This is a genomic window from Ramlibacter sp. (genome assembly GCF_035627355.1).
In the GTDB taxonomy this organism is placed as follows: Bacteria; Pseudomonadota; Gammaproteobacteria; order Burkholderiales; family Burkholderiaceae_C; genus Ramlibacter.
Map to the genome: position 1 here is coordinate 22,575 of NZ_DASPLW010000016.1, position 21,113 is coordinate 43,687.

Annotated in this window: 16 protein-coding genes; all 16 read left to right on the plus strand. The window is 68.8% G+C overall.

Annotation, left to right across the window (positions count from 1 at the left end; translation table 11 throughout):
* Window positions 1-5: 5 nt before the first annotated feature.
* The 16 genes from VEC03_RS05800 (at window position 6) to VEC03_RS05875 (ending at window position 21,111) form a co-directional block, all read left to right on the plus strand.
* Complete coding sequence (locus VEC03_RS05800) at window positions 6-2,501, plus strand: ATP-binding response regulator (protein WP_324913458.1); 2,496 nt, start codon at window positions 6-8, stop codon at window positions 2,499-2,501.
* Between the two features lie 9 nt (window positions 2,502-2,510).
* Window positions 2,511-3,680, plus strand: coding sequence for a hybrid sensor histidine kinase/response regulator (locus VEC03_RS05805; protein WP_324913460.1), 1,170 nt, complete (start codon window positions 2,511-2,513; stop codon window positions 3,678-3,680).
* A 111-nt stretch (window positions 3,681-3,791) separates the two neighbouring features.
* Window positions 3,792-5,420 (plus strand): 3-(methylthio)propionyl-CoA ligase, encoded by a 1,629-nt coding sequence (locus VEC03_RS05810; protein ID WP_324913462.1) that lies wholly within the window; start codon window positions 3,792-3,794, stop codon window positions 5,418-5,420.
* A 120-nt stretch (window positions 5,421-5,540) separates the two neighbouring features.
* Entirely contained in the window at window positions 5,541-6,785 is a 1,245-nt protein-coding gene (locus VEC03_RS05815; protein WP_324913464.1) for a branched-chain amino acid ABC transporter substrate-binding protein, read from the plus strand.
* 171 nt (window positions 6,786-6,956) lie between these two features.
* Window positions 6,957-7,904: a branched-chain amino acid ABC transporter permease gene (locus VEC03_RS05820; protein ID WP_324913467.1), complete on the plus strand. Its 948-nt coding sequence runs from the start codon at window positions 6,957-6,959 to the stop codon at window positions 7,902-7,904.
* A 64-nt stretch (window positions 7,905-7,968) separates the two neighbouring features.
* Window positions 7,969-9,309, plus strand: coding sequence for a branched-chain amino acid ABC transporter permease (locus tag VEC03_RS05825; RefSeq protein ID WP_324913598.1), 1,341 nt, complete (start codon window positions 7,969-7,971; stop codon window positions 9,307-9,309).
* A complete protein-coding gene (locus VEC03_RS05830) occupies window positions 9,306-10,088 on the plus strand; it encodes an ABC transporter ATP-binding protein (protein WP_324913469.1) in 783 nt (260 codons plus the stop codon). Before VEC03_RS05825 ends, VEC03_RS05830 begins: the two co-directional genes overlap by 4 nt.
* The gene (locus tag VEC03_RS05835; RefSeq protein WP_324913471.1) at window positions 10,088-10,783 is read left to right on the plus strand and encodes an ABC transporter ATP-binding protein; all 696 of its coding nucleotides are present in this window, start codon (window positions 10,088-10,090) and stop codon (window positions 10,781-10,783) included. The genes VEC03_RS05830 and VEC03_RS05835 overlap by 1 nt, the downstream gene beginning before the upstream one ends.
* Before the next feature lie 254 nt (window positions 10,784-11,037).
* Entirely contained in the window at window positions 11,038-13,140 is a 2,103-nt protein-coding gene (locus VEC03_RS05840) for a 3-hydroxyacyl-CoA dehydrogenase NAD-binding domain-containing protein (protein WP_324913472.1), read from the plus strand.
* 7 nt (window positions 13,141-13,147) lie between these two features.
* A complete protein-coding gene (locus VEC03_RS05845; protein ID WP_324913474.1) occupies window positions 13,148-14,623 on the plus strand; it encodes a M20 family peptidase in 1,476 nt (491 codons plus the stop codon).
* 31 nt (window positions 14,624-14,654) lie between these two features.
* On the plus strand, window positions 14,655-15,830 hold the full coding sequence (locus VEC03_RS05850; RefSeq protein WP_324913475.1) for an acetyl-CoA C-acyltransferase: 1,176 nt from the start codon (window positions 14,655-14,657) through the stop codon (window positions 15,828-15,830).
* A 118-nt stretch (window positions 15,831-15,948) separates the two neighbouring features.
* Window positions 15,949-17,781, plus strand: coding sequence for an acyl-CoA dehydrogenase (locus VEC03_RS05855; protein WP_324913477.1), 1,833 nt, complete (start codon window positions 15,949-15,951; stop codon window positions 17,779-17,781).
* A gap of 31 nt (window positions 17,782-17,812) precedes the next feature.
* Window positions 17,813-18,601, plus strand: coding sequence for an SDR family oxidoreductase (locus VEC03_RS05860; protein ID WP_324913479.1), 789 nt, complete (start codon window positions 17,813-17,815; stop codon window positions 18,599-18,601).
* A gap of 4 nt (window positions 18,602-18,605) precedes the next feature.
* Window positions 18,606-19,034 (plus strand): PaaI family thioesterase, encoded by a 429-nt coding sequence (locus VEC03_RS05865; protein ID WP_324913481.1) that lies wholly within the window; start codon window positions 18,606-18,608, stop codon window positions 19,032-19,034.
* Window positions 19,035-19,049: 15 nt separating this feature from the next.
* Window positions 19,050-20,066, plus strand: coding sequence for an NADP-dependent oxidoreductase (locus VEC03_RS05870; protein ID WP_324913483.1), 1,017 nt, complete (start codon window positions 19,050-19,052; stop codon window positions 20,064-20,066).
* Between the two features lie 13 nt (window positions 20,067-20,079).
* Window positions 20,080-21,111, plus strand: coding sequence for a fatty acid desaturase family protein (locus tag VEC03_RS05875; protein WP_324913485.1), 1,032 nt, complete (start codon window positions 20,080-20,082; stop codon window positions 21,109-21,111).
* Window positions 21,112-21,113: the final 2 nt, after the last annotated feature.

Below are 21,113 nucleotides of genomic sequence, written 5' to 3' on the forward strand. Positions count from 1 at the left end.
GCACCATGAACTGGTTCCAGCGCGTGTTCGCCCACTACGAGGCCTACCACGCCTATGGCCCGCCGCGGCTCAAGTACATGGGCTACCTGGGCGCGATCACCTACATCGCGTTCTTCTTCCTGCGCTTCACGCGCAGGAACCCGGAGATCTGGGACGACATCGGCTTCCGGATGGTGGCCATCGCGCTGTTCCTGGGCATGGGCCTGAAGGACCACTGGCCGCAGCGGCTCAGGCGCTACTACATCCGCTACTCGTACGTCGTGCTGCTGTACTGCCTGCCGTGCTTCACGGTGCTGGTGGCGCTGGAGCGGGGCGGCGGGGTGCCGGCGATCTCCAACGCCTTCATCGTGCTGTGCTTCCTGGTGATGCTCACCGACTGGCGCAACACCCTGGTGATGCTGGCGGCGGGCACCGGGCTGGCCGCGCTCTGGTACGGCTTCACGGCCCCGCAGCCGCGCGTGCCCATGGACCTGGTGGCGCAGCTGCCCGCCTATGCGCTGATCGTGATCGGCGGCAACCTGTTCAAGTTCTCCACCGAGCAGATCGACGCCGAGCGCAAGCTGCGCGCGACCCAGGGCCTGGCCGGCTCCATCGCGCACGAGCTGCGGCATCCGCTGGCCCAGGTGCGGCACAGCCTGCAGGCCATGCAGCGCGTGCTGCCGGCGCCGGGCCTCTCCGGCCAGCTCGCGCCCATCCCCCCGGCCGAGGTGGACACGCTGTACCGCCACCTGGCCCATGGGGAGCAGGCGGTGCAGCGCGGGCTGCAGGTCATCTCCATGACGCTGGACGAGGTCAGCGCCCGTCCGCTGGACACCGCCAGCTTCGCCTACCTGTCGGCCGCCGAGGTCGTCGCCAAGGCGATCGACGAGTACGGCTACGACAGCCCGGAGGAGCGCGCCGCGGTGCAGGTCCAGGTGCAGGAGGACTTCGAGTTCCTGGGCGACGAGACCGCGACCCTGTTCGTGCTCTTCAACCTGATCAAGAACGCGCTGTACTACCTGCGGCTGCAACCCGGCACCCGGGTCTGGGTCACGGTCGGTGGCCGGCAGGTGAGGGTGCGCGACAACGGTCCCGGTATCGCGCCCGAGGTGCTGCCCACCCTGTTCGAGCCGTTCCGCTCGGTCGGCAAGTCGGGCGGCACCGGGCTGGGCCTGGCGTACTGCCAGCGCGTGATGAAGGCCTTCGGCGGATCGATCCGCTGCCAGTCGCAGCCCGGCGCCTTCACCGAATTCACGCTCCAGTTCGCGCCGGTGGGCGAGCAGGCCCGCGAGGAGCACCATGCCCGCGTGCTGGAGCAGGCGCGGGCGGTGCTGGCCGGCAAGCGGCTGCTGATGGTGGAGGACGACGCGGGGCAGCGCGCCGCCAATCGCCACAAGCTGGAGCCGGTGGGGCTGGCGATCGACGAAGCGGCCGACGGCCAGCGCGCGCTGGAGCTGCTGGCCCGCCACGCCTACGATCTGGTGCTGCTGGACCTGAACATGCCGGTGCTCGACGGCTACCAGGTGGCACAGCGGCTGCGGCAGGGCCAGGCGCCCGCCAACCGCTACGTGCGCATCGTCGCCCACACCAGTGAACCGCCGCACGTGGCCCGCATGAAGACGCAGCGGGCCGGCATGGACGGCTTCATCGCCAAGCCCAGCGCCCAGCTGCCGCTGGTGCAGGCCCTGGTGCGGACCATGTCGCGCCACGGCGCCGCGGTCGCGGCCCATGCGCTGGCCGGCCGGCGCATCCTGCTGGCCGACGACAGCGCCTACAACCGTCGCGCCGTGGCGGCCTACCTGCGCGAAGCCGGCGCCGAAGTGGCCGAGGTCGACCACGGGCAGGCGGTCCTGAAGTCGCTGGCCGCCGGACCGGGATTCGACGCCGTCCTCATGGATCTGGGCATGCCCGGCATGGACGGCCTGGCGACCGCGCGCGCGGTGCGCGCCAGCCGCCAGCCATGGTCTGCCGTGCCCATCGTCGCGCTGACCGCGCATTCCGACGCGCCGGCCATTCAGGGCGCCCGTGACGCCGGCATGGACGGATTCCTGGTCAAGCCGGTCGAAGCCATGCAGCTGTACGAGGCGCTGGGCACCGTGCTGGCCGGCGGCGCCGCCCAGCCGCAAGCCGTGGCCCCCGCGGCGGTGCAGCCCGGCGACACCGATGGGCCGCTGCTCAACGAAGCCCGGCTGGAGAGCTACCGCCGGCTCGGGCTGCTGGACGAACTGCTGGCCGACTACCTGCCCGAGATCGCGCGGCTGGTCGGCACGCTCGAGCAATCCGTCCGCTCGCAGGACCTGGCCAGGGCCCAGGATGCGCTGCATTCGCTGCTGGGCATGAGCGGCGAGGCCGGCGCCCTGGCGCTATACCAGCTCGTGCGCCGGGTCTACGTGCCCGTGCTGGAGGAAAGCCGCTGGCCATCCGCGGCCGATTGGTTGCCCCAGGTGCAGGCCCTGGCTGCGCGCACCGAGGCGGCGCTGCGCGAGTACGGAGCCCGGCAGCGACGGTCGCAGGCGGTCTAGCATCCGGCCATGGAAGCAGGCATCGCGCGCGGCATCCTGTTCGTCGACGACGACGAGCGCTCGCGCAAGTGGTTCGCCCGCAGCTTCGGCGGCGAATTCGAGCTCACCACCGCCGGCAGCGCGGGCGAGGCGCTGGACATCCTGGCCGAGCGCGGAGGGCAGTTCGCGGCGCTGGTCACCGATTACCGCATGCCCGAGCAGGACGGCATGGGCCTGCTGCGCCACATGCAGCGCGAGCATCGGCACATCGTGCGCCTGCTGGCCACCGCCTACGCCGAGAAGGAGGTCGCCATCGCCGCGGTCAACCAGGGCCGGGTGCTGCGCATCCTGGAAAAGCCGCTGGAGGACCAGCCCACCCGCGAGGCGCTGCGCGAGGCGCTGGCGCTGTACCGCAAGCAGGCGCTGCAGCGTGCGGTCAACGAGGGCCGGGCGGCGTCGCTGCGGGAGACGCTCGGCTTCCTGGCGCACGAGCTGAACACGCCGCTGGCCACCGTGCGTGGCAGCGTGGCCAGCATCGCGTCGCGCTACCTGCCGCCGCATCCGGATGTCCCGGCCGGCATCGCGCGCTTCGAGGAGCACCAGCCCGGCGAACTGCTGGCTGCGCTGGAGCGGGCCGAGCGCCGCACCCAGTACTGCCAGTCACTGGTGTCCACCTTCGTGCAATCCGCGCGCGACGCCTACCCCGGCGCTGCTCCGCAGACGGTGAGCGCCGCGGCGCTGCTGGCGGCCCTGCGCGACGAGTTCCCGTTCGAGGGCGACGAGCGCAGCTGGGTCGCTACCCGGGTGCGGCAGGACTTCCGGCTGCCGGGCCGGCGCGACCTGCTGTACCTGGTGCTGTGCACGCTGGCCAAGAACGCCTTGCAGGCGCTTCGCGACACGCCGCAGCCGCGGCTGGACGTGGAGGCCGGCTGCGAGATGGGCGAGGGCGGTGCCCGCGGCTGGATCCGGTTCGCCGACAACGGGCCTGGCATAGACCCGCAGGTCCTGGAGCGCCTCACGCGCGAGCCGGTCACCACCCGCGGCGCCAGCGGCGGCAACGGCATGGGCCTGATGTTCTGCCAGCGCGTGATGCAGGACGCCGGCGGCGCGGTGCGCATCGAATCCGCCAGCGGAATAGGCACGACCGTCTCGCTGGAATTCCACCGCGCGGTGCAGCCCGCCGACTCCCCGACGGCCTGAGCGCGGTGTTCCGCGCGTGACGCGCCGCGCGAAGCGCGCGCCGGCAGTCGCCGGATTTCGTCTTAGCATCGGCCTTTTCCGGACCATGAAGCCGCACGAAAAGGAGTCACCATGCTCGGCCTGATGCAAAGCCAACCCCTGCTGATCTCGTCGCTGATCGAGTTCGCCGACCGCCACCAGGGCGACGGCGAGATCGTGTCGCGCCGGGTCGAAGGGGACATCCATCGCTATACGTGGCGCGACGTCGCCCGGCGTGCACGACAGGTGGCCGGCGCACTGGACGGCATGAAGCTGCTGTTCTCCGACCGGGTCGCGACCCTGGCGTGGAACGGCTACCGGCACCTGGAGCTGTACTTCGGCGTGTCCGGCTCCGGGCGGGTGCTGCACACCATCAACCCGCGGCTGCACCCGGACCAGATCGCCTGGATCGCCAACCACGCCGAGGACCAGGTCCTGTGCTTCGATGCGAGCTTCCTGCCGCTGGTGCAGGCCGTGCACGCGAAGTGCCCGACCATCCGCCAGTACGTGCTGCTGTGCGACGCCGGCAAGGTGCCCGCGGACACCGGCATCCCCAACCTGGTCGCCTACGAGGACTGGATCGGCGGCCAGCCGACCGACTACGAGTGGCCGCAGTTCGACGAGAACTCCGCCTCCAGCATGTGCTATACGAGCGGCACCACCGGCAATCCCAAGGCGGCGCTCTACAGCCATCGCTCGACCCTGCTGCATGCCTACGCGGCCGCGCTGCCGGACGTGATGGCGCTGTCGGCACGCGACTCGGTGCTGCCGGTCGTGCCCATGTTCCACGTCAATGCCTGGGGCATTCCGTACTCGGCCGCGCTGACCGGCTGCAAGCTGGTGTTCCCCGGGCCGGCGCTGGACGGCAAGTCGGTGTACGAGCTGATCGAGGGCGAGAAGGTGACCTTCGCCGCGGGCGTGCCCACCGTGTGGCAGATGCTGCTGGGCCACATGAAGCAGGGCGACCTGCGCTTCTCCACCCTGCAGCGCACCGTGATCGGCGGCTCGGCCTGCCCGCCGGCCATGATCGACGCCTTCCGCGAGGGCTACGGCGTGGACGTGCTGCACGCCTGGGGCATGACCGAGATGAGTCCGCTCGGCACGCTGTGCACGCTGAAGAACAAGCACCTGGCGCTGCCGCCCGAAGAGCAGATGAAGATCCGCCTGAAGCAGGGCCGCGCGATCTTCGGCGTCGACATGAAGATCGTCGGCGACGAGAACAAGGAACTGCCCTGGGACGGCAAGGCCTTCGGCGACCTGTACGTGCGCGGCCCCTGGGTGGTGCGCGAGTACTTCAAGGGCGAGGGCGGCGACCCGCTGGTGGACGGCTGGTTCCCGACCGGCGACGTGGCCACCATCGACACCGACGGCTTCATGCAGATCACCGACCGCAGCAAGGACGTGATCAAGTCCGGCGGGGAGTGGATCAGCTCCATCGACGTGGAGAACATCGCGATGGCGCACCCGGCGGTGCAGATGGCCGCCTGCGTGGGCATGAAGCACCCGAAGTGGGACGAGCGCCCCATCGTCGTCGTGGTGAAGAAGCCGGGCGCGGAAGTCACGCGCGAGGAACTGCTGAAGTTCTACGAGGGCAAGATCGCCAAGTGGCAGGTGCCCGACGACGTGGTGTTCGTCGACGCCATCCCGCTGGGCGCCACCGGCAAGATGCTCAAGACCCGGCTGCGCGAGCAGCTGAAGGACTACCGCCTGCCGGGCGCGTGATCGGCGTACCGACTGTCCCCTCCGCGATAGCGGGCGGGGACCTTACGGGCATTCCCTGACGGTCGTGCTGGACGAATACTTTTATCCTGCGTCCATTCCGAACCACCCAGGAGACTCGAGATGAGATTTGCGCCGAAGCATGTCGCCATTGCCGCCATGGTCGCCCTGTGCGGCCCCGGTCTCGCGCTGGCACAGGGCACCAAGAACGAGACGGTCCGCATCGCGTTCATGGACCCGCTCTCCGGGCCGTTCGCCAACGTGGGCCAGAACCAGCTCAAGAGCTGGCAGTTCGCCGCCGAGCAGCTGTCCGGCCGCGCGCCCTCGGGCGTGAAGTTCGAGGTGGTCGGCTTCGACAACAAGGGGTCGCCGCAGGAAAGCCTGAACACGCTGAAGGCCGCCATCGACCAGGGCTTCCGCTACGTCACCCAGGGCAACGGCTCGGGCGCCGCCACGGCCATCCTGGACGCCGTGTCCAAGCACAACGCGCGCAACCCGGGCAAGGAGATCGTCTACCTCAACTACGCCGCGGTGGACCCGGCGCTGACCAACGAGAAGTGCGACTACTGGCACTTCCGCCTGGACGCCGACACCTCCATGAAGATGGAGGCGCTGACCTCCTTCATGAAGGACCAGCCGAACGTCAAGAAGGTCTTCCTGATCAACCAGAACTACTCGCACGGCCACCAGGTCGCCAAGTACTTCAAGGACGCGATCAAGCGCAAGCGCCCTGACGTGCAGGTGGTGGGCGAAGACCTGCACCCCATCGGCCAGGTCAAGGACTTCTCGCCCTACGTGGCCAAGATCAAGCAGTCCGGTGCCGACACCATCGTCACCGGCAACTGGGGCCAGGACCTGACGCTGCTGGTCAAGGCGCTGAACGACGCCGGCCTGAAGATCCCGATGTACACCTACTACGCCGGGGTCACCGGCACGCCCACGGCGCTGGCCGCCGGCGGCGACAGCGAGGTGTACGTCGTCGCCTACGGGCATGCCAACCACACCGGCGAGCTCGGCAAGATGGCCGCCGAGTTCCACAAGAAGTTCAACGACGACTACTACACCTACGCCACCTACAACGGCATCACCCTGCTGAACCATGCGATGGCCAAGGCCGGCTCCACCGACCCGGTCAAGGTGGCCAAGGCGCTGGAAGGCCTGTCGGTCAAGAGCTTCGCCGGCGACGTGCAGATGCGCGGCTCCGACCACCAGCTGCAGCAGTCGATGTTCATCACCAAGTGGCAGAAGGCCAAGAAGGGCGAGTACAGCGTCGAGAACACCGGCTACACCTTCGTGAGCATCAAGCAGATGGATCCGTACGTGTCCAGCACGCCGACCAGCTGCCAGATGAAGCGGCCGGGAGCCTGACGGCTCACGCGCGGCGCCGCCGCGCGCCCGCCGGGACCAGGGGCTAGCGGCCAGGGAGACAGCCGTCTCGTTCCCTGGTCCTAGCCCCTCGCCGCGTCCCGGCACCTGTTGCCATGGTCCGCCTGCGTGGGCGCACCATCCTCCAAGCCCCAGCCCAGCCTCCAGCCCCTCGTGGAATTCTTCACCATCTCCCTCCTGAACGGCATCAGCTACGGGCTTCTGCTGTTCATGCTGAGCTCCGGCCTCACGCTGATCTTCAGCATGATGGGCGTGCTCAATTTCGCCCACGCCAGCTTCTACATGCTGGGGGCCTACTTCGCGTTCACCACCGCGCAACTGGTCGGCTACTGGCCCGCCCTGGTGGTGGCCCCGCTGCTGGTAGGCGTGCTGGGTGCGCTGTTCGAGCGCTACTGCCTGCGCCGGGTGCACAAGTTCGGGCACGTCGCCGAGCTGCTGATCACCTTCGGGCTGTCCTTCATCCTGCTCGAGATGGTGCAGCTGGTATGGGGCACCGGCTCGGTCGACTACCGCGTGCCCGAGGCGCTCGATGGGCCGCTGTTCACCCTGTACGGCACCCAGTTCCCGATGTACCGCGGCTTCATGATGCTGGTGGCGATCCTGATGCTGGTGGCCATCTGGCTGCTGCTCACGCGCACCCGCATCGGTCTGGTGATCCAGGCTGCGCTCACGCACCCGAGCGCGGTGGAGGCGCTGGGGCACAACGTGCCGCGCGTGTTCATGCTGGTGTTCGGCGGCGGCGCCGCGCTGGCCGGGCTGGCCGGCGTGATCGGCGGCAACGCCTTCGTCACCGAGCCCGGCATGGCCGCCACCGTGGGCTCCATCATCTTCGTGGTGGTGGTGGTCGGCGGCATGGGCTCGCTGTCCGGGGCCTTCCTGGCCTCGCTGCTGATCGGCGTGGTGCAGACCTTCGCCGTCGGCGTGGACGCCTCCATCCAGGGCGCGCTCGACACCATGGGCTGGCCGGTCACCTCCGACACCTTCGGCTATGCGCTGTGGAAGCTGAAGATCAGCCAGGTCGCGCCCATCCTGCCCTACCTGTTCCTGGTATTGATGCTGATCTTCCGGCCCAAGGGGCTGCTGGGCACGCGGGAGGGCTGAGGACATGAGCACCTTCACCGATACCCAGGACCCCGCCCAGGAGGCCACCCGCGTCGGCGTGGCCATGCCGGTGGGCGCCGCCGCCCCGGCGCGCATCCCCGCCACCAGCGACAAGGGCGCCTACTACGAGTTCAAGCCCTGGAACGTGGGCCGCTGGATCATCTGGAGCGCGTTCGCGGTGCTGCTGCTGGTGGCACCGCTGGTGTGGACGAGTTCGCTGGCGCACACCATGCTCAGCCAGATGGGCATCGCGATCATCGTTTGCCTGTCGTACAACATGCTGCTGGGGCAGGGCGGCATGCTCAGCTTCGGGCATGCGGTGCACTCCGGGCTCGGGTCCTTCCTGGCCATCCACACCCTGAACCTGGTGTCGGCCGGCACGCTGCCGCTGCCGGTCAGCCTGGTGCCGATTGCCGGCGGCCTGGCCGGCCTGGCGTTCGCGTTGTTGCTCGGTTGGGTGACCACCAAGAAGGCCGCCACGCCCTTTGCCATGATCACGCTGGGCATCGGCGAGCTGGTGTGGGCCTCCTCGCTGATGTTCCCCGAGTTCTTCGGCGGCGAGGGCGGCATCTCGGGCAACCGGGTCACTGGTTCCAAGCCGTTCGGCATCACCTTCGGGCCGCAGATCCAGCTGTACTACCTGATTGCGATCTACACCTTCATCTGCACGGCGGCCATGTACGCGTTCACGCGCACGCCGCTGGGCCGGATGATCAACGCGGTGCGCGACAACCCCGAGCGGGTGGAGTTCGTCGGCTACAACACCCAGATGGTGCGCTTCCTGGTGTTCTGCGTGGCGGCCTTCTTCGCCGGCATCTCGGGCGGGCTGGCGGCGCTGAACTTCGAGATCGTCACCTCCGAAGTGGTGAGCGGCCCGCGATCGGGCGCCTACCTGCTGTTCACCTTCCTGGGCGGCGCCACCTTCTTCTTCGGGCCCATCATCGGCGCGGTGCTGATGGTGCTGGCCTTCGTGCTGCTGTCGGAGCTGACCAAGGCCTGGCTGCTGTACCTGGGGCTGGTGTTCCTGTTCATGGTGATGTACGCACCCGGCGGCATCGCCAGCCTGATCATGATGAACGTGCGGGTGGCCGCCTTCGGCCGCCTGCGCGAGCTCTGGGTCAGCTACCTGGCCCTGGCCGCCACCGCACTGATCACGCTGCTGGGTGCGGCCGGCATGATCGAGATGGTCTACCACCTCAAGCTCAACCCCGCGCTGGGGCCGGAACTGCAGTTCCTCGGCAACACCCTCAACGCCCACGGGCTGGACAGCTGGTTCGGCTGCGGCTTCGTGATGCTCAGCGGCCTGGGCCTGTTCGAGCTCACCCGGCGCCAGTTCGTGCGCCAGTGGGGCGAGATCCAGGAGTACATCGAAAAAGAGACCAAGCGCCGGGAGAGCCAGCCATGACGGCGGAGTACGCGCTGGAGCTGCGCGATTTGCGCAAGAGTTTCGGCAAGACGGAGATCATTCGCGGGGCCAACCTGGCGGTGCGCCCGGGCGAGCGGGTGGCGGTGATCGGCCCGAACGGGGCAGGCAAGTCCACGCTGTTCAACCTGATCAGCGGCCGCTTCGAACCCACCAGCGGCGAGGTGCTGCTCAACGGCGAGCGCATCGACGGCAAGCGGCCGTTCGAGATCAACCGGCTGGGACTGTCGCGCAGCTTCCAGATCACCAACATCTTCCCCAAGCTCAGCGTCTTCGAGAACCTGCGCTGCGGGGTGCTGTGGAGCCTGGGCTACCGCTACACCTTCTTCAAGTTCCTGGCCAACCTGCACGACGCCAACGAGCGCGCCGAGCAGCTGCTGGAGATGATCCACCTGGAGCGCAAGCGCGACGTACTGGCCATGAACCTCACGTACGCCGAGCAGCGCGCGCTGGAGATCGGCATCACCATCGGCGGTGGCGCCGGCGTGATCCTGCTGGACGAGCCCACCGCCGGCATGAGCAAGAGCGAGACGCGCCGCTTCATCGAGCTGATCAAGGAAGTGACCGTCGGCAAGACGCTGCTGACGGTGGAGCACGACATGGGAGTGGTGTTCGGCCTGGCCGACAAGATCGCGGTGGTGGTCTATGGCGAGGTGATCGCCTTCGACACGCCGGAGAAGGTGCGCGCCAACCAGCGGGTGCAGGAGGCCTACCTGGGCTCCCACGTGGCCGACGCGCAGGTGGGCGCAGGGGTGCATTGATGCTCAAGATCGAGAACCTGCACGCCTTCTACGGCAAGAGCCACGTGCTGCACGGCGTGCACTTCGACGTGCGGCCGGGCGAGATCGTGGCGCTGCTGGGCCGCAACGGCTCGGGCCGCTCGACCACCGCCAAGGCCATCATGGGCATGGTCGAGTGCACCGGTACGGTGGACTTCAAGGGCCAGCCCACGCTCGGGCGCAAGCCCTACGAGATCGCCCACCTGGGCATAGGCTACGTGCCGGAGAACCGCGAGATCTTCCCGACGCTGACGGTGCACCAGAACCTGATGCTGGGGCAGAAGCACGCCGGCCAGAAGGGCCGCTGGTCCTTCGACGACATGTACGCGATGTTCCCGCGCCTGAAGGAGCGGCAGCACACCGAGGCCGGCGTGCTGTCGGGCGGCGAGCAGCAGATGCTGACCCTGTGCCGCACGCTGATGGGCGACCCGGACCTGATCATCATCGACGAGCCCACCGAAGGGCTGGCACCAAAGATCGTCGAGCTGGTCGGCGAATACCTGAAGAAGCTCAAGGAGCGCGGCCTGTCCGTGCTGCTGATCGAGCAGAAGCTGACCATCGCCATGACCGTGTCCGACCGTGCGCTGGTGATGGGACACGGCAGCATCGTCTTCCAGGGCACCCCGGACAGCCTGCGGGCGGACGCCTACACTCGCAAGGAGTGGCTGGAAGTCTAGTCACGCCCGAATCGCTACGCGATTCGCGCGTGGTTCCGATCAGTTGGACGAGGACCGGCAAAGCCGGATCCTCGTCCAAGAGGTGTCCGCGCTGCATGTTATTCCGCGCGGACGGTTCGACCTGCGGTCGGGAACGGGTCCGACAGCCCGCTGCATAGTCCCTGCGGTGACAACGCGGCGTTGCAGCGCAGCAAGCCTTTCCTAGAATCGACCGAAGCGAACGAGCGTTCTTTTTCTTTCCAGGAGCACCGCACATGACGGCTGAATACAAGGTGCACGGCGACGTGGCCGTGATCACGATGAACAACCCGCCGGTCAACGGGCTGGGCATGGCCCTGCGGCAGGCGTTTGCCGCCGGGCTGGAGCAGGCCAATGCCGATCCGGCCGTCAAGGCCATCGTGGTCACCGGTGCCGGCAAGGCCTTCTCGGGCGGAGCCGACATCAAGGAGTTCGGCTCGCCCAAGGCGATCGCCGAGCCCAACCTGCTGTCGCTGATCCTCGCGCTGGAGAACTCGGCCAAGCCGACGGTGGCGGCCGTGCACTCGGTGTGCATGGGCGGCGGCCTGGAGCTCTCGCTCGGCTGCCACTACCGCATCGCCGCCCCCGGCTGCAACGTCGCGCTGCCCGAGGTCAAGCTGGGCCTGATTCCCGGCGCCGGCGGCACGCAGCGCCTGCCGCGCGTGCTGGGCGTGGAAACGGCGCTGAACATGATCGTGTCGGGCGAGCCGGTCAAGAGCGAACTGCTGGCGCAGCAGCCCGGCCAGAAGCTGTTCGACAAGATGGCCACTTCACCCGAGTCGCTGCTCGAGGAGGCGCTGGCCTTCGCGCGCGAAGTCGCCGACAAGCGCCCGCTGCCGCGCGTGCGCGACCTGCCGTGCAAGCACCCGCGCGGCGACGCCTACTTCCAGTTCGCGCGCAACATGGTCAAGGGCATGGCGAAGAACTTCCCGGCGCCGGGCAAGTGCGTGGACGCGGTCGAAGCCGCGACGAAGAAGAAGTTCGACGACGGCATGGCCTACGAGCGCGAGGTCTTCATCAACCTGATGCTCTCGCCCGAGAGCCGGGCCCTGCGCCACATCTTCATGGCCGAGCGGGCCGCCTCCAAGATCCCCGACGTGCCGGAAGACACGCCCAAGCGCGAGATCAAGTCCGTGGCCGTCATCGGCGCCGGCACCATGGGCGGCGGCATCTCCATGAACTTCCTGAACGCCGGCATCCCGGTGACCATCCTCGAGATGAAGCAGGAGGCGCTGGACCGCGGCATCGCGACCATCCGCAAGAACTACGAGGCCCAGGTCAAGAAAGGCAAGCTCAAGCAGGACAAGTACGAGCAGCGCATGGCCCTGCTCAAGACCACGCTGTCCTACGAGGACATCAAGGACGCCGACCTGGTGATCGAGGCGGTGTTCGAGGACATGGGCGTCAAGCAGAAGGTGTTCGAGACGCTCGACAAGGTGATGAAGCCGGGCGCGATCCTGGCCTCCAACACCTCCACCCTGGACGTCAACAAGATCGCCGCCTTCACCCAGCGCCCGCAGGACGTGGTCGGCATGCACTTCTTCAGCCCGGCCAACGTGATGAAGCTGCTGGAAGTGGTGCGCGGCGAGAAGACCGGCAAGGACGTGCTGGCCACCGTGATGGCCCTCGCCAAGAAGATCAGGAAGACCGCGGTGGTGTCGGGCGTGTGCGACGGCTTCATCGGCAACCGCATGATCGAGCAGTACAGCCGCCAGGCCGGCTTCCTGCTGGACGAGGGCGCCACCCCGCAACAGGTGGACAAGGCGATCGAGAAGTTCGGCTTCGCCATGGGTCCGTTCCGCATGGGCGACCTGGCGGGCAACGACATCGGCTGGGCGATCCGCAAGCGCCGCGCCGCCGAGCGGCCCGACATGAAGTACAGCAAGTCCGCCGACAAGCTGTGCGAGCTGGGCCGCTTCGGACAGAAGACCGGCGCCGGCTGGTACGACTACCAGCCCGGCAAGCGCGACGCGATCCCGTCCAAGCTGGTCGAGGACATGGTGGCGCAGCACCGCAAGGAGCTGGGCATCGAGCCGCGCAGGATCTCCGACGAAGAGATCGTGCAGCGGCTGGTGTTCTCGCTGGTCAACGAGGCCGCGCACATCCTGGAGGAGGGCATCGCCTCCCGCGCCAGCGACATCGACATGGTCTACCTGACCGGCTACGGCTTCCCCATCCACCGCGGCGGCCCCATGCTGTATGCCGACCAGGTCGGCCTGTTCAACGTCATGCAGGCCATGAAGCGCTTCCAGCAGAACCCGCGCGACGATGCCGCCTTCTGGGAGCCCGCACCGCTGATCAAGAAGCTGGTGGCGGAGGGCAAGGGACTGACCGGCTGATCCCGCGATGCTCAAGCGCGTCCTCCTCGCGGTTCTCGGCCTGGTGCTGCTGCTCGCGGCGGCGGTGGCCGTCAACACGCTGCGCCAGGGATCCCGGCAGCTGCAGGTGCCGCCGGCGCCGCCGCTCGCCGTCGACGCGGATGCGGTGGCGGACAAGCTGGCCGGTGCGATCCGCTTCCGCACCGAGTCCAGCCAGGCCGACCCGCAGGCCAATGCCGAGGAGTTCCGCAAGCTGCATGCGTACCTGGCGCAGCGCTTCCCGCGCCTGCATGCCACGCTCCAGCGCGAGGTGGTGGGCGGCCTGAGCTTGCTCTACACCTGGCGCGGGACGGACCCTGCCGCGCGGCCCATCGCCCTGATGGCGCACCACGATGTGGTACCCATCGAGCCGGGAACCGAGAAGAACTGGACGAGCGGCCCCTATGCGGGCGAGGTGCGAGACGGGTTCGTCTGGGGCCGCGGCGCCTGGGACGACAAGGGCAACCTCGTCGCCCAGATGGAAGCGATCGAGCTCCTGCTCGCATCGGGCTTCCAGCCGCGCCAGACGGTCTACCTCATCTCCGGGGCCGACGAGGAAGTCAGCGGCCTGCGCGGCGCGCAGCAGATCGTCCAGCTGCTGAAGGAACGGAACGTCCGCCTGGAGTTCGTCATCGACGAGGGGCTGTTCGTGGCCGAGGGGCTGATGCCGGGCGTCGCCGCCCCCGTCGGCCTGATCGGCGTGGCGGAGAAGGGCTACCTGTCCGTCTCAATCAAGGCCAAGGGCACGCCCGGCCATTCGTCCGCACCGCCGCCGCCGGGCCAGACGGCGATCTCGAAGCTGACCTCTGCGTTGGGACGACTGGAACAGCAGCAGCTGCCGGCCGCCATGAAGGGCGTGGCACGCGAGATGTTCGAGACACTGGCGCCCGAGATGAGCGGTTTCCAGCGCGTGGCGCTGTCCAACCTGTGGCTGTTCGGTCCCGTCGTGCAGGGCCAGCTGGAGAAGGCCGGCAGCACCGATGCGATGCTGCGCACGACCACGGCACTCACCATCCTCCAGGCCGGCAACAAGGACAACGTCATCCCGGAAGCGGCGCAGGCGGTGGTGAACTTCCGCATCATGCCGGGCGAGACCCGCCAGAGCGTGCTGCAGCACGTGCGCGAGCAGGTGGGGGAGGGCTTCGAACTGGCCGAGATCCCCGGCGGGTCCGACCCGACCGGCATTTCGCCGACGGCGGCACCTTCGTATCAGCTGCTCAACCGCACCTTGCGCTCGCTGCATCCCGACGTGCTGGTCACGCCGGCGCTGTACGTGGCCGGCTCGGATTCGCGCCACTTCACCGGCCTGACCGACAACATCTACCGCTTCTCACCGATCCGCGTGAAGCCGGAGGACCTGCCCCGGCTGCACGGCACCAACGAGCGCATCTCGGTCGCCAACCTGGGCGAGCTCGTCCGCTTCTACCACCAGCTGCTGCGCAACCTCAACTCGCCGGCGCCCTGACAACCGGAACACCGCAAGAAAGGCAACACCCATGACCCAAGCCGTCATCGTCTCCACCGCCCGCACGCCCCTGACCAAGAGCTGGAAGGGCGCCTTCAACATGACGCACGGCGCCACGCTCGGCGGCCACGTGGTCAGGCACGCAGTCCAGCGCGCCGGCATCGAGCCCGGCGCCGTGGAGGACGTGCTCATGGGCTGTGCCAACCCCGAAGGCGCCACCGGCTCCAACATCGCGCGCCAGATCGCGCTGATGGCCGACCTGCCGATCACGGTGTCGGGCATGACCATCAACCGCTTCTGCTCCTCGGGCCTGCAGACCATCGCCATGGCCAGCCAGCGCGTCATCGCCGGCGAGGGCGAGGTGTACGTGGCGGGCGGCGTGGAGAGCATCTCCTGCGTGCAGCAGGAGATGAACCTGCACATGATCAAGGACCCGGACCTGGAGCAGAAGAAGCCCGAGATCTACTGGTCCATGCTGCAGACCGCCGAGCAGGTCGCCAAGCGCTACGGCATCGGCCGCGATGCCATGGACGAATACGGCGCCGCCAGCCAGCAGAAGGCCTGCGCGGCCCAGGCCGCCGGCAGGTTCGAGGACGAGATCGCGCCCATCACCGTCAAGGCGGGCGTCGCCGACCCGGTGATGGGCCTGCGCACCAAGGAGGTCACGGTCGGCAAGGACGAAGGCCTGCGCGAGGGCACGACCAAGGAAGGCATCAGCGGCATCAAGCCGGCGCTGCCCGGCGGCGTGATCGCGGCCGGCAATGCCAGCCAGTTCTCCGACGGGGCCGGTGCCTGCGTGGTGGTCGGCGAAGGCTATGCGTCCAGGCACAACCTCAAGCCGATCGGCCGCTTCCTCGGCTTCGCCGTCGCCGGCTGCGAGCCCGACGAGATGGGCATCGGCCCGGTGTTCGCCGTGCCCAAGGTGCTGAAGAACCTGGGCCTGAAGGTCGAGGACATCGACCTGTGGGAACTGAACGAGGCGTTCGCCGTGCAGGTGATCTACTGCCGCGACAAGCTGGGCATCCCGGCCGACCGCCTCAACGTCAACGGCGGCGCCATCGCGGTGGGCCACCCCTACGGCGTATCCGGCCAGCGCCTGACCGGCCATGCGCTGATCGAGGGCAAGCGTCGCGGGGCCAAGCGCGTCTGCGTGACCATGTGCATCGGCGGCGGCATGGGCGCAGCCGGGGTGTTCGAAGTCCTGTAAGCAGCACCGTCATTCCCGTCCCCGGCTTCGGGGTCGGCTACGGTGGGAGTCCGGGGCGCGCCCGCATCCGAAGCGCAGGCCCTGGATCCCCGCCCCGCGGGGATGACGCCGAACCACCATGTCCTCCCTCCGTCCCACCCTCGACTTCCTGCTGTACGACTGGCTGAAGGTCGACCAGCTCGCCGGCCGCGAGCGCTTCGCCGACCATTCGCGCGAGACCTTCGATGCGGTGCTGGACACCTGCGAGCGGATCGCACGCGAGAAGTACGCGCCGTTCAACCGGCTGGTCGATACCGAGGAGCCGCGCTTCGACGGCGAGAAGGTGATCCTGCCGCAGGCGACCAAGGACGCCTGGGACGCCTATGCGGGCTCCGGCATGCTCAGCGCCGCACAGGACTACGCGGTCGGCGGCATGCAGCTGCCGTACACCGTCGAAGCCGCCGCCGGCGCGTTCTTCGCGACCGCCTCGGTCAGCATAGGCGCCGGCTTGCTGACGGTGGGCAATGCCAACCTGCTGATGGCGCACGGGACGGACCTGCAGAAGCAGGTGTTCGCGGCCAACGAGTTCAGCGGGCGCTTCTCCGGGACCATGTGCCTGTCGGAGCCGCAGGCGGGCTCGTCCCTCTCCGACGTGGCCACGCGGGCCGTGCCCGACGGTCCTGACTTCGAGGCCGACCCGCTCGGGCCACGCTACCGCCTGACCGGCAACAAGATGTGGATCTCGGCCGGCGAGCACGAGCTGAGCGAGAACATCGTCCACCTGGTGTTGGCCAAGATCCCGGATCCGGACGGCAAGCTGGTGCCGGGCACGCGCGGCATCTCGCTGTTCATCTTGCCCAAGAAGCTGGTGGACGCGCAGGGCCAACTCACCGGCGAGCGCAATGACGTCGCCCTGGCCGGCCTCAACCACAAGCTGGGCTGGCGCGGCACCACCAACACGCTGCTGAATTTCGGCGAGGGCAAGTACCCGGTGCGCGGGGGTGCCGGCGCGATCGGCTATCTCGTGGGCCGGCCCGGCGAGGGCCTGCGCTGCATGTTCCACATGATGAACGAGGCGCGCATCGGCATCGGCATGGCCGCTACCGCGCTGGGGCTGGCGGGGTACTACGCCTCGCTCGACTACGCGAAGAACCGGCCGCAGGGCCGGCCGGTCGGGCCGGCGGGCAAGGACCCGGCCCAGCCACAGGTGCGCATCATCGAGCACGCCGACATCAAGCGCATGCTGCTCGCGCAGAAGGCCTACGGCGAGGGCGCGCTGGCCCTGATGCTGTACTGCGCGCGCCTGGTCGATGAACAGCACACCGGCGCCGCCGAGGCGGCCGACGAGGCCCGCCTGCTGCTGGAGGTGCTGACGCCCATCGCCAAGAGCTGGCCCAGCGAGTTCTGCCTGGAGGGCAACTCGCTGGCCATCCAGATCCACGGCGGCTACGGCTACACGCGCGACTTCCCGGTGGAGCAGTACTGGCGCGACCAGCGCCTGAATATGATCCACGAGGGCACGCACGGCATCCAGGCCGCGGACCTGCTGGGCCGCAAGGTGGTGATGGAGGGCGGACGCGGCCTGCAGCTGCTGGCCGGGCGCATCAACACCACCATCGAAGCCGCGCGGCAGCGTTCCGACCTGGCGGCGCACGGCAACGAGCTGGCCCGTGCGCTGCAGCACGTCCTCGATGCCACCCGCGCCGCCTGGGCCGGCGGCGATCCCGCCATGGCCCTGGCCAACGCCGTGCCCTACATGCAGGCTTTCGGCCACGTGGTCATCGCCTGGACCTGGCTGGACGTGCTGCTCAGCGTGCCGGCCGAAGCCAGCGCCCGCAGCCCCGCGCAGGCCGGCCGCGTGCATGCCGGGCGATACTTCTTCCACTACGAACTGCCGAAGATCGGCGCCTGGCTGAGGGTGGTCGAGACGCGCGACCCGACCTGCGTCCACATGCCGGAAGAGGCGTTCTGATCCGTCCCGATTCCAACGAGAAAGCAGCCCCATGACCCGCAAAGTCCAGCAACTCTTCGACCTCACCGGCAAGACCGCCCTCGTGACCGGCGGCTCGCGCGGCCTCGGCCTGCAACTGGCGCACGCGCTCGGCGAGGCCGGCGCGAAGATCATGCTGACCTCGCGCAAGGCCTCGGACCTGGAGGAGGCTGCGGCCGAACTGCAGGCCGCCGGCATCGACGCGCGCTGGATAGCCGCCGACGCCTCGCGCGAGGAGGACATCCGCCGCATGGCCGACGAGACGCTGGAGCGCATGGGCGACGTCCACATCCTGGTCAACAACGCCGGCGCGGCCTGGGGCGCTCCGGCCGAGGACCACCCGGTGGAGGCCTGGGACAAGCTGATGAACCTGAACGTGCGCGGCTATTTCATCCTCAGCCAGCACATCGCCAAGAAGAGCATGATCCCGCGCAAGGGCGGGCGCATCGTGAACATCGCCTCGATCGCCGGGCTGGGCGGCAATCCGCCCGAGATGCAGACCCTGGCCTACAACACGTCCAAGGGCGCGGTCATCAACTTCACCCGCGCGCTGGCCTGCGAGTGGGGCCGGTACGGCATCAACGTCAACGCCATCTGCCCCGGCTTCTTCCCCAGCAAGATGACGCGCGGCACGCTCGACCGCCTGGGCGACCAGCTGGCGGCGCACGCGCCGCTGCGGCGGCTGGGCGACGACGAGGACCTCAAGGGCACCTGCGTGCTATTCGCATCCGACGCCGGCAAGCACATCACCGGCCAGTGGCTGGCGGTGGATGGCGGCGTCAGCGTGGTGACGGGAGGCTGAGCCCGTGCATTTCGGCGCCGACATCCCCTTCGTCCAGCACCTGGGCTTCGAGCTGCAGCGGATGGAGGGGGGCGAGTCGCAGATCGCCTACGAGGCCAGGCCCGAGCACCTCAACTCCTTCGGCGTCACCCACGGCGGCGCCGTCATGACGCTGATGGACGTGGCCATGGCCGTGGCCGCGCGCAGCATCGTCAAGGACATGGGCGTGGTCACCATCGAGATGAAGACCACCTTCATGCAGCCCTCGCGCGGGCCGCTGCGCGCCCAGGGCCGGCTGATGCACCGGACCGCCACCATGGCGTTCTGCGAAGCCACCATCAGCGACCAGGCCGGCAAGGCCTGCGCGCACGCCACCGGCACCTTCAAGTACGTTCCGCGCCTGCCCGTCGGCCCCAAGGGCACGCAGGCCTTCAACGTGATCTCCACCGACTGATTTCGAGGTACGCACATGCCGACCAACCGCCAGATCCTGCTCGACAACCGCCCGACCGGGGAGGCCACGACCGGCAACTTCAAGCTGGTGAGCCGCGACACGCCGCCGCTGCAGGACGGCCAGGTGCTGGTGCGCCACCACTACCTCAGCCTCGATCCCTACATGCGCGGGCGCATGAACGAGGGCAGGAGCTACGCCCAGCCGCAGCCGCTGGGCGAGGTCATGATCGGCGGCACCGTCGGCGAGGTGGTGGAGAGCCGCCATCCCAAGTACCAGCCCGGCGACAAGGTCCAGGGCATGGGCGGCTGGCAGGAATACAGCGTGGTCGACGCCGGCCAGCCCGGCGCGCTGCGCAAGCTGGACACCACCCACGTGCCGCTGTCGCACTACCTGGGCGCCGTCGGCATGCCCGGCGTGACGGGCTGGTACGGGCTGGTGAAGATCATCGAGCCCAAGGCGGGCCAGACGGTGGCGGTCAGCGCCGCCAGCGGTGCCGTCGGCAGCGCGGTCGGCGTGCTGGCCAAGGCGCGCGGCTGCCGGGCGGTGGGCATCGCCGGCGGACCCGAGAAGTGCCGCTACGTGGTCGAGGAACTGGGCTTCGACGCCTGCATCGACTACAAGCAGCACGCCGATGCGGTCTCGCTGTCCAAGGCCCTCAAGCAGGCCTGCCCCGACGGCATCGACGGCTACTTCGAGAACGTGGGCGGCATGGTGATGGACGCCGTGATGCTTCGCATGAACGCCTTCTCGCGCATCGCGCTGTGCGGCATGATCTCGGGCTACGACGGCAAGCCGATCCCGATGTCGTACCCGCAACTGCTGCTCACCAACCGCATGCGCGTGCAGGGCTTCATCGTGAGCGAGCACATGGAGGTCTGGCCGGAGGCGCTGAAGGAGCTGGGCGATCTGGTCGGCAGCGGCAAGCTGCGCCCGCGCGAGACGGTCGCGCAGGGCCTGGAGTCGGCGCCGGAAGCCTTCCTCGGCTTGCTGCGCGGCCGCAATTTCGGCAAGCAGCTGGTCAAGCTGGTCTGAGGTGGGATCGGCCGTGGAACCGCGCAAGGGCGAGGAGTTCCGCGAAGACCTGCGGCCCGGCGCGCGCAACGCCCAGGCCCGGCGGCTGCTCACGCCGCAGGAGCTGGCGCCGCTGACCCGGCTGTCGTCCTGGCGCTCGGCGCTGTCGATCGCGCACACCTTCGGGCTGATCGCGCTGGCCCTGGCACTGGCCATCGCCACCTGGCCGAGCGCGTGGATGCTGCTGTCCATCGTGGTGATCGGCATCGCCCAGCACGGGCTGTTCATCCTGGCGCACGAAGCCGCGCACTACCGCCTGTTCCCCCACCGCGGGGCCAACGACTTCCTCGGCCGCCTGGTCGGCATGCTGGGCGGCGTGTCCATGTGCACCTACCGTGTCACGCACCGGCTGCACCACAACAACCTCTACACGGAAGAGGATCCGGACACCGCCATCCATGGCGGCTACCCGCGCGGCAAGCGCTACCTGTTCAACAAGCTGGTGCGCGACCTGGCGGGCCTGAACGCCTGGAAGACCTTCGCCTACTTCTTCGGCGCGCCGGCGATCAACGACGACACCCAGCGCGAGATCCGGCCGCTGGACGACACCTCGCCGGAACTGCGTGCTGCCGCCCGGCGCGATCGCCTGTGGGTCGCCGGCTTCCACGTGGTGGCGCCGCTCGCGGCTCTTGCGCCGGCCGGCTGGCGCGGGCTCGCGATGTATCTCGTGCTGTGGGTCGTGCCGCTGGTCACCGTGCTGCAGCCCATCCTGCGGCTGCGCGCCATCTGCGAGCACGGCGCCGCCAGCGACCTGGGCTCGCCGCTGACGGCGGCGCGCACCAACCGCACCACGGGCTCCTGGCCCAACCGGCTGGCCCGCGTGGCCCTGTTCCCGCACCATGTGAACTACCACGTGGAGCACCACCTCTATCCCGCCGTGCCGCACTTCCACCTGCCCGCGCTGCACCGGCTGCTGCGCGACAAGGGTGCGCTGGATGCAGCCGAGGTCCGCGATTTCACGAGCACCTGGCGCCTGGTGTTCGCCGCCAGGAAAACCCGAGCCTGAAC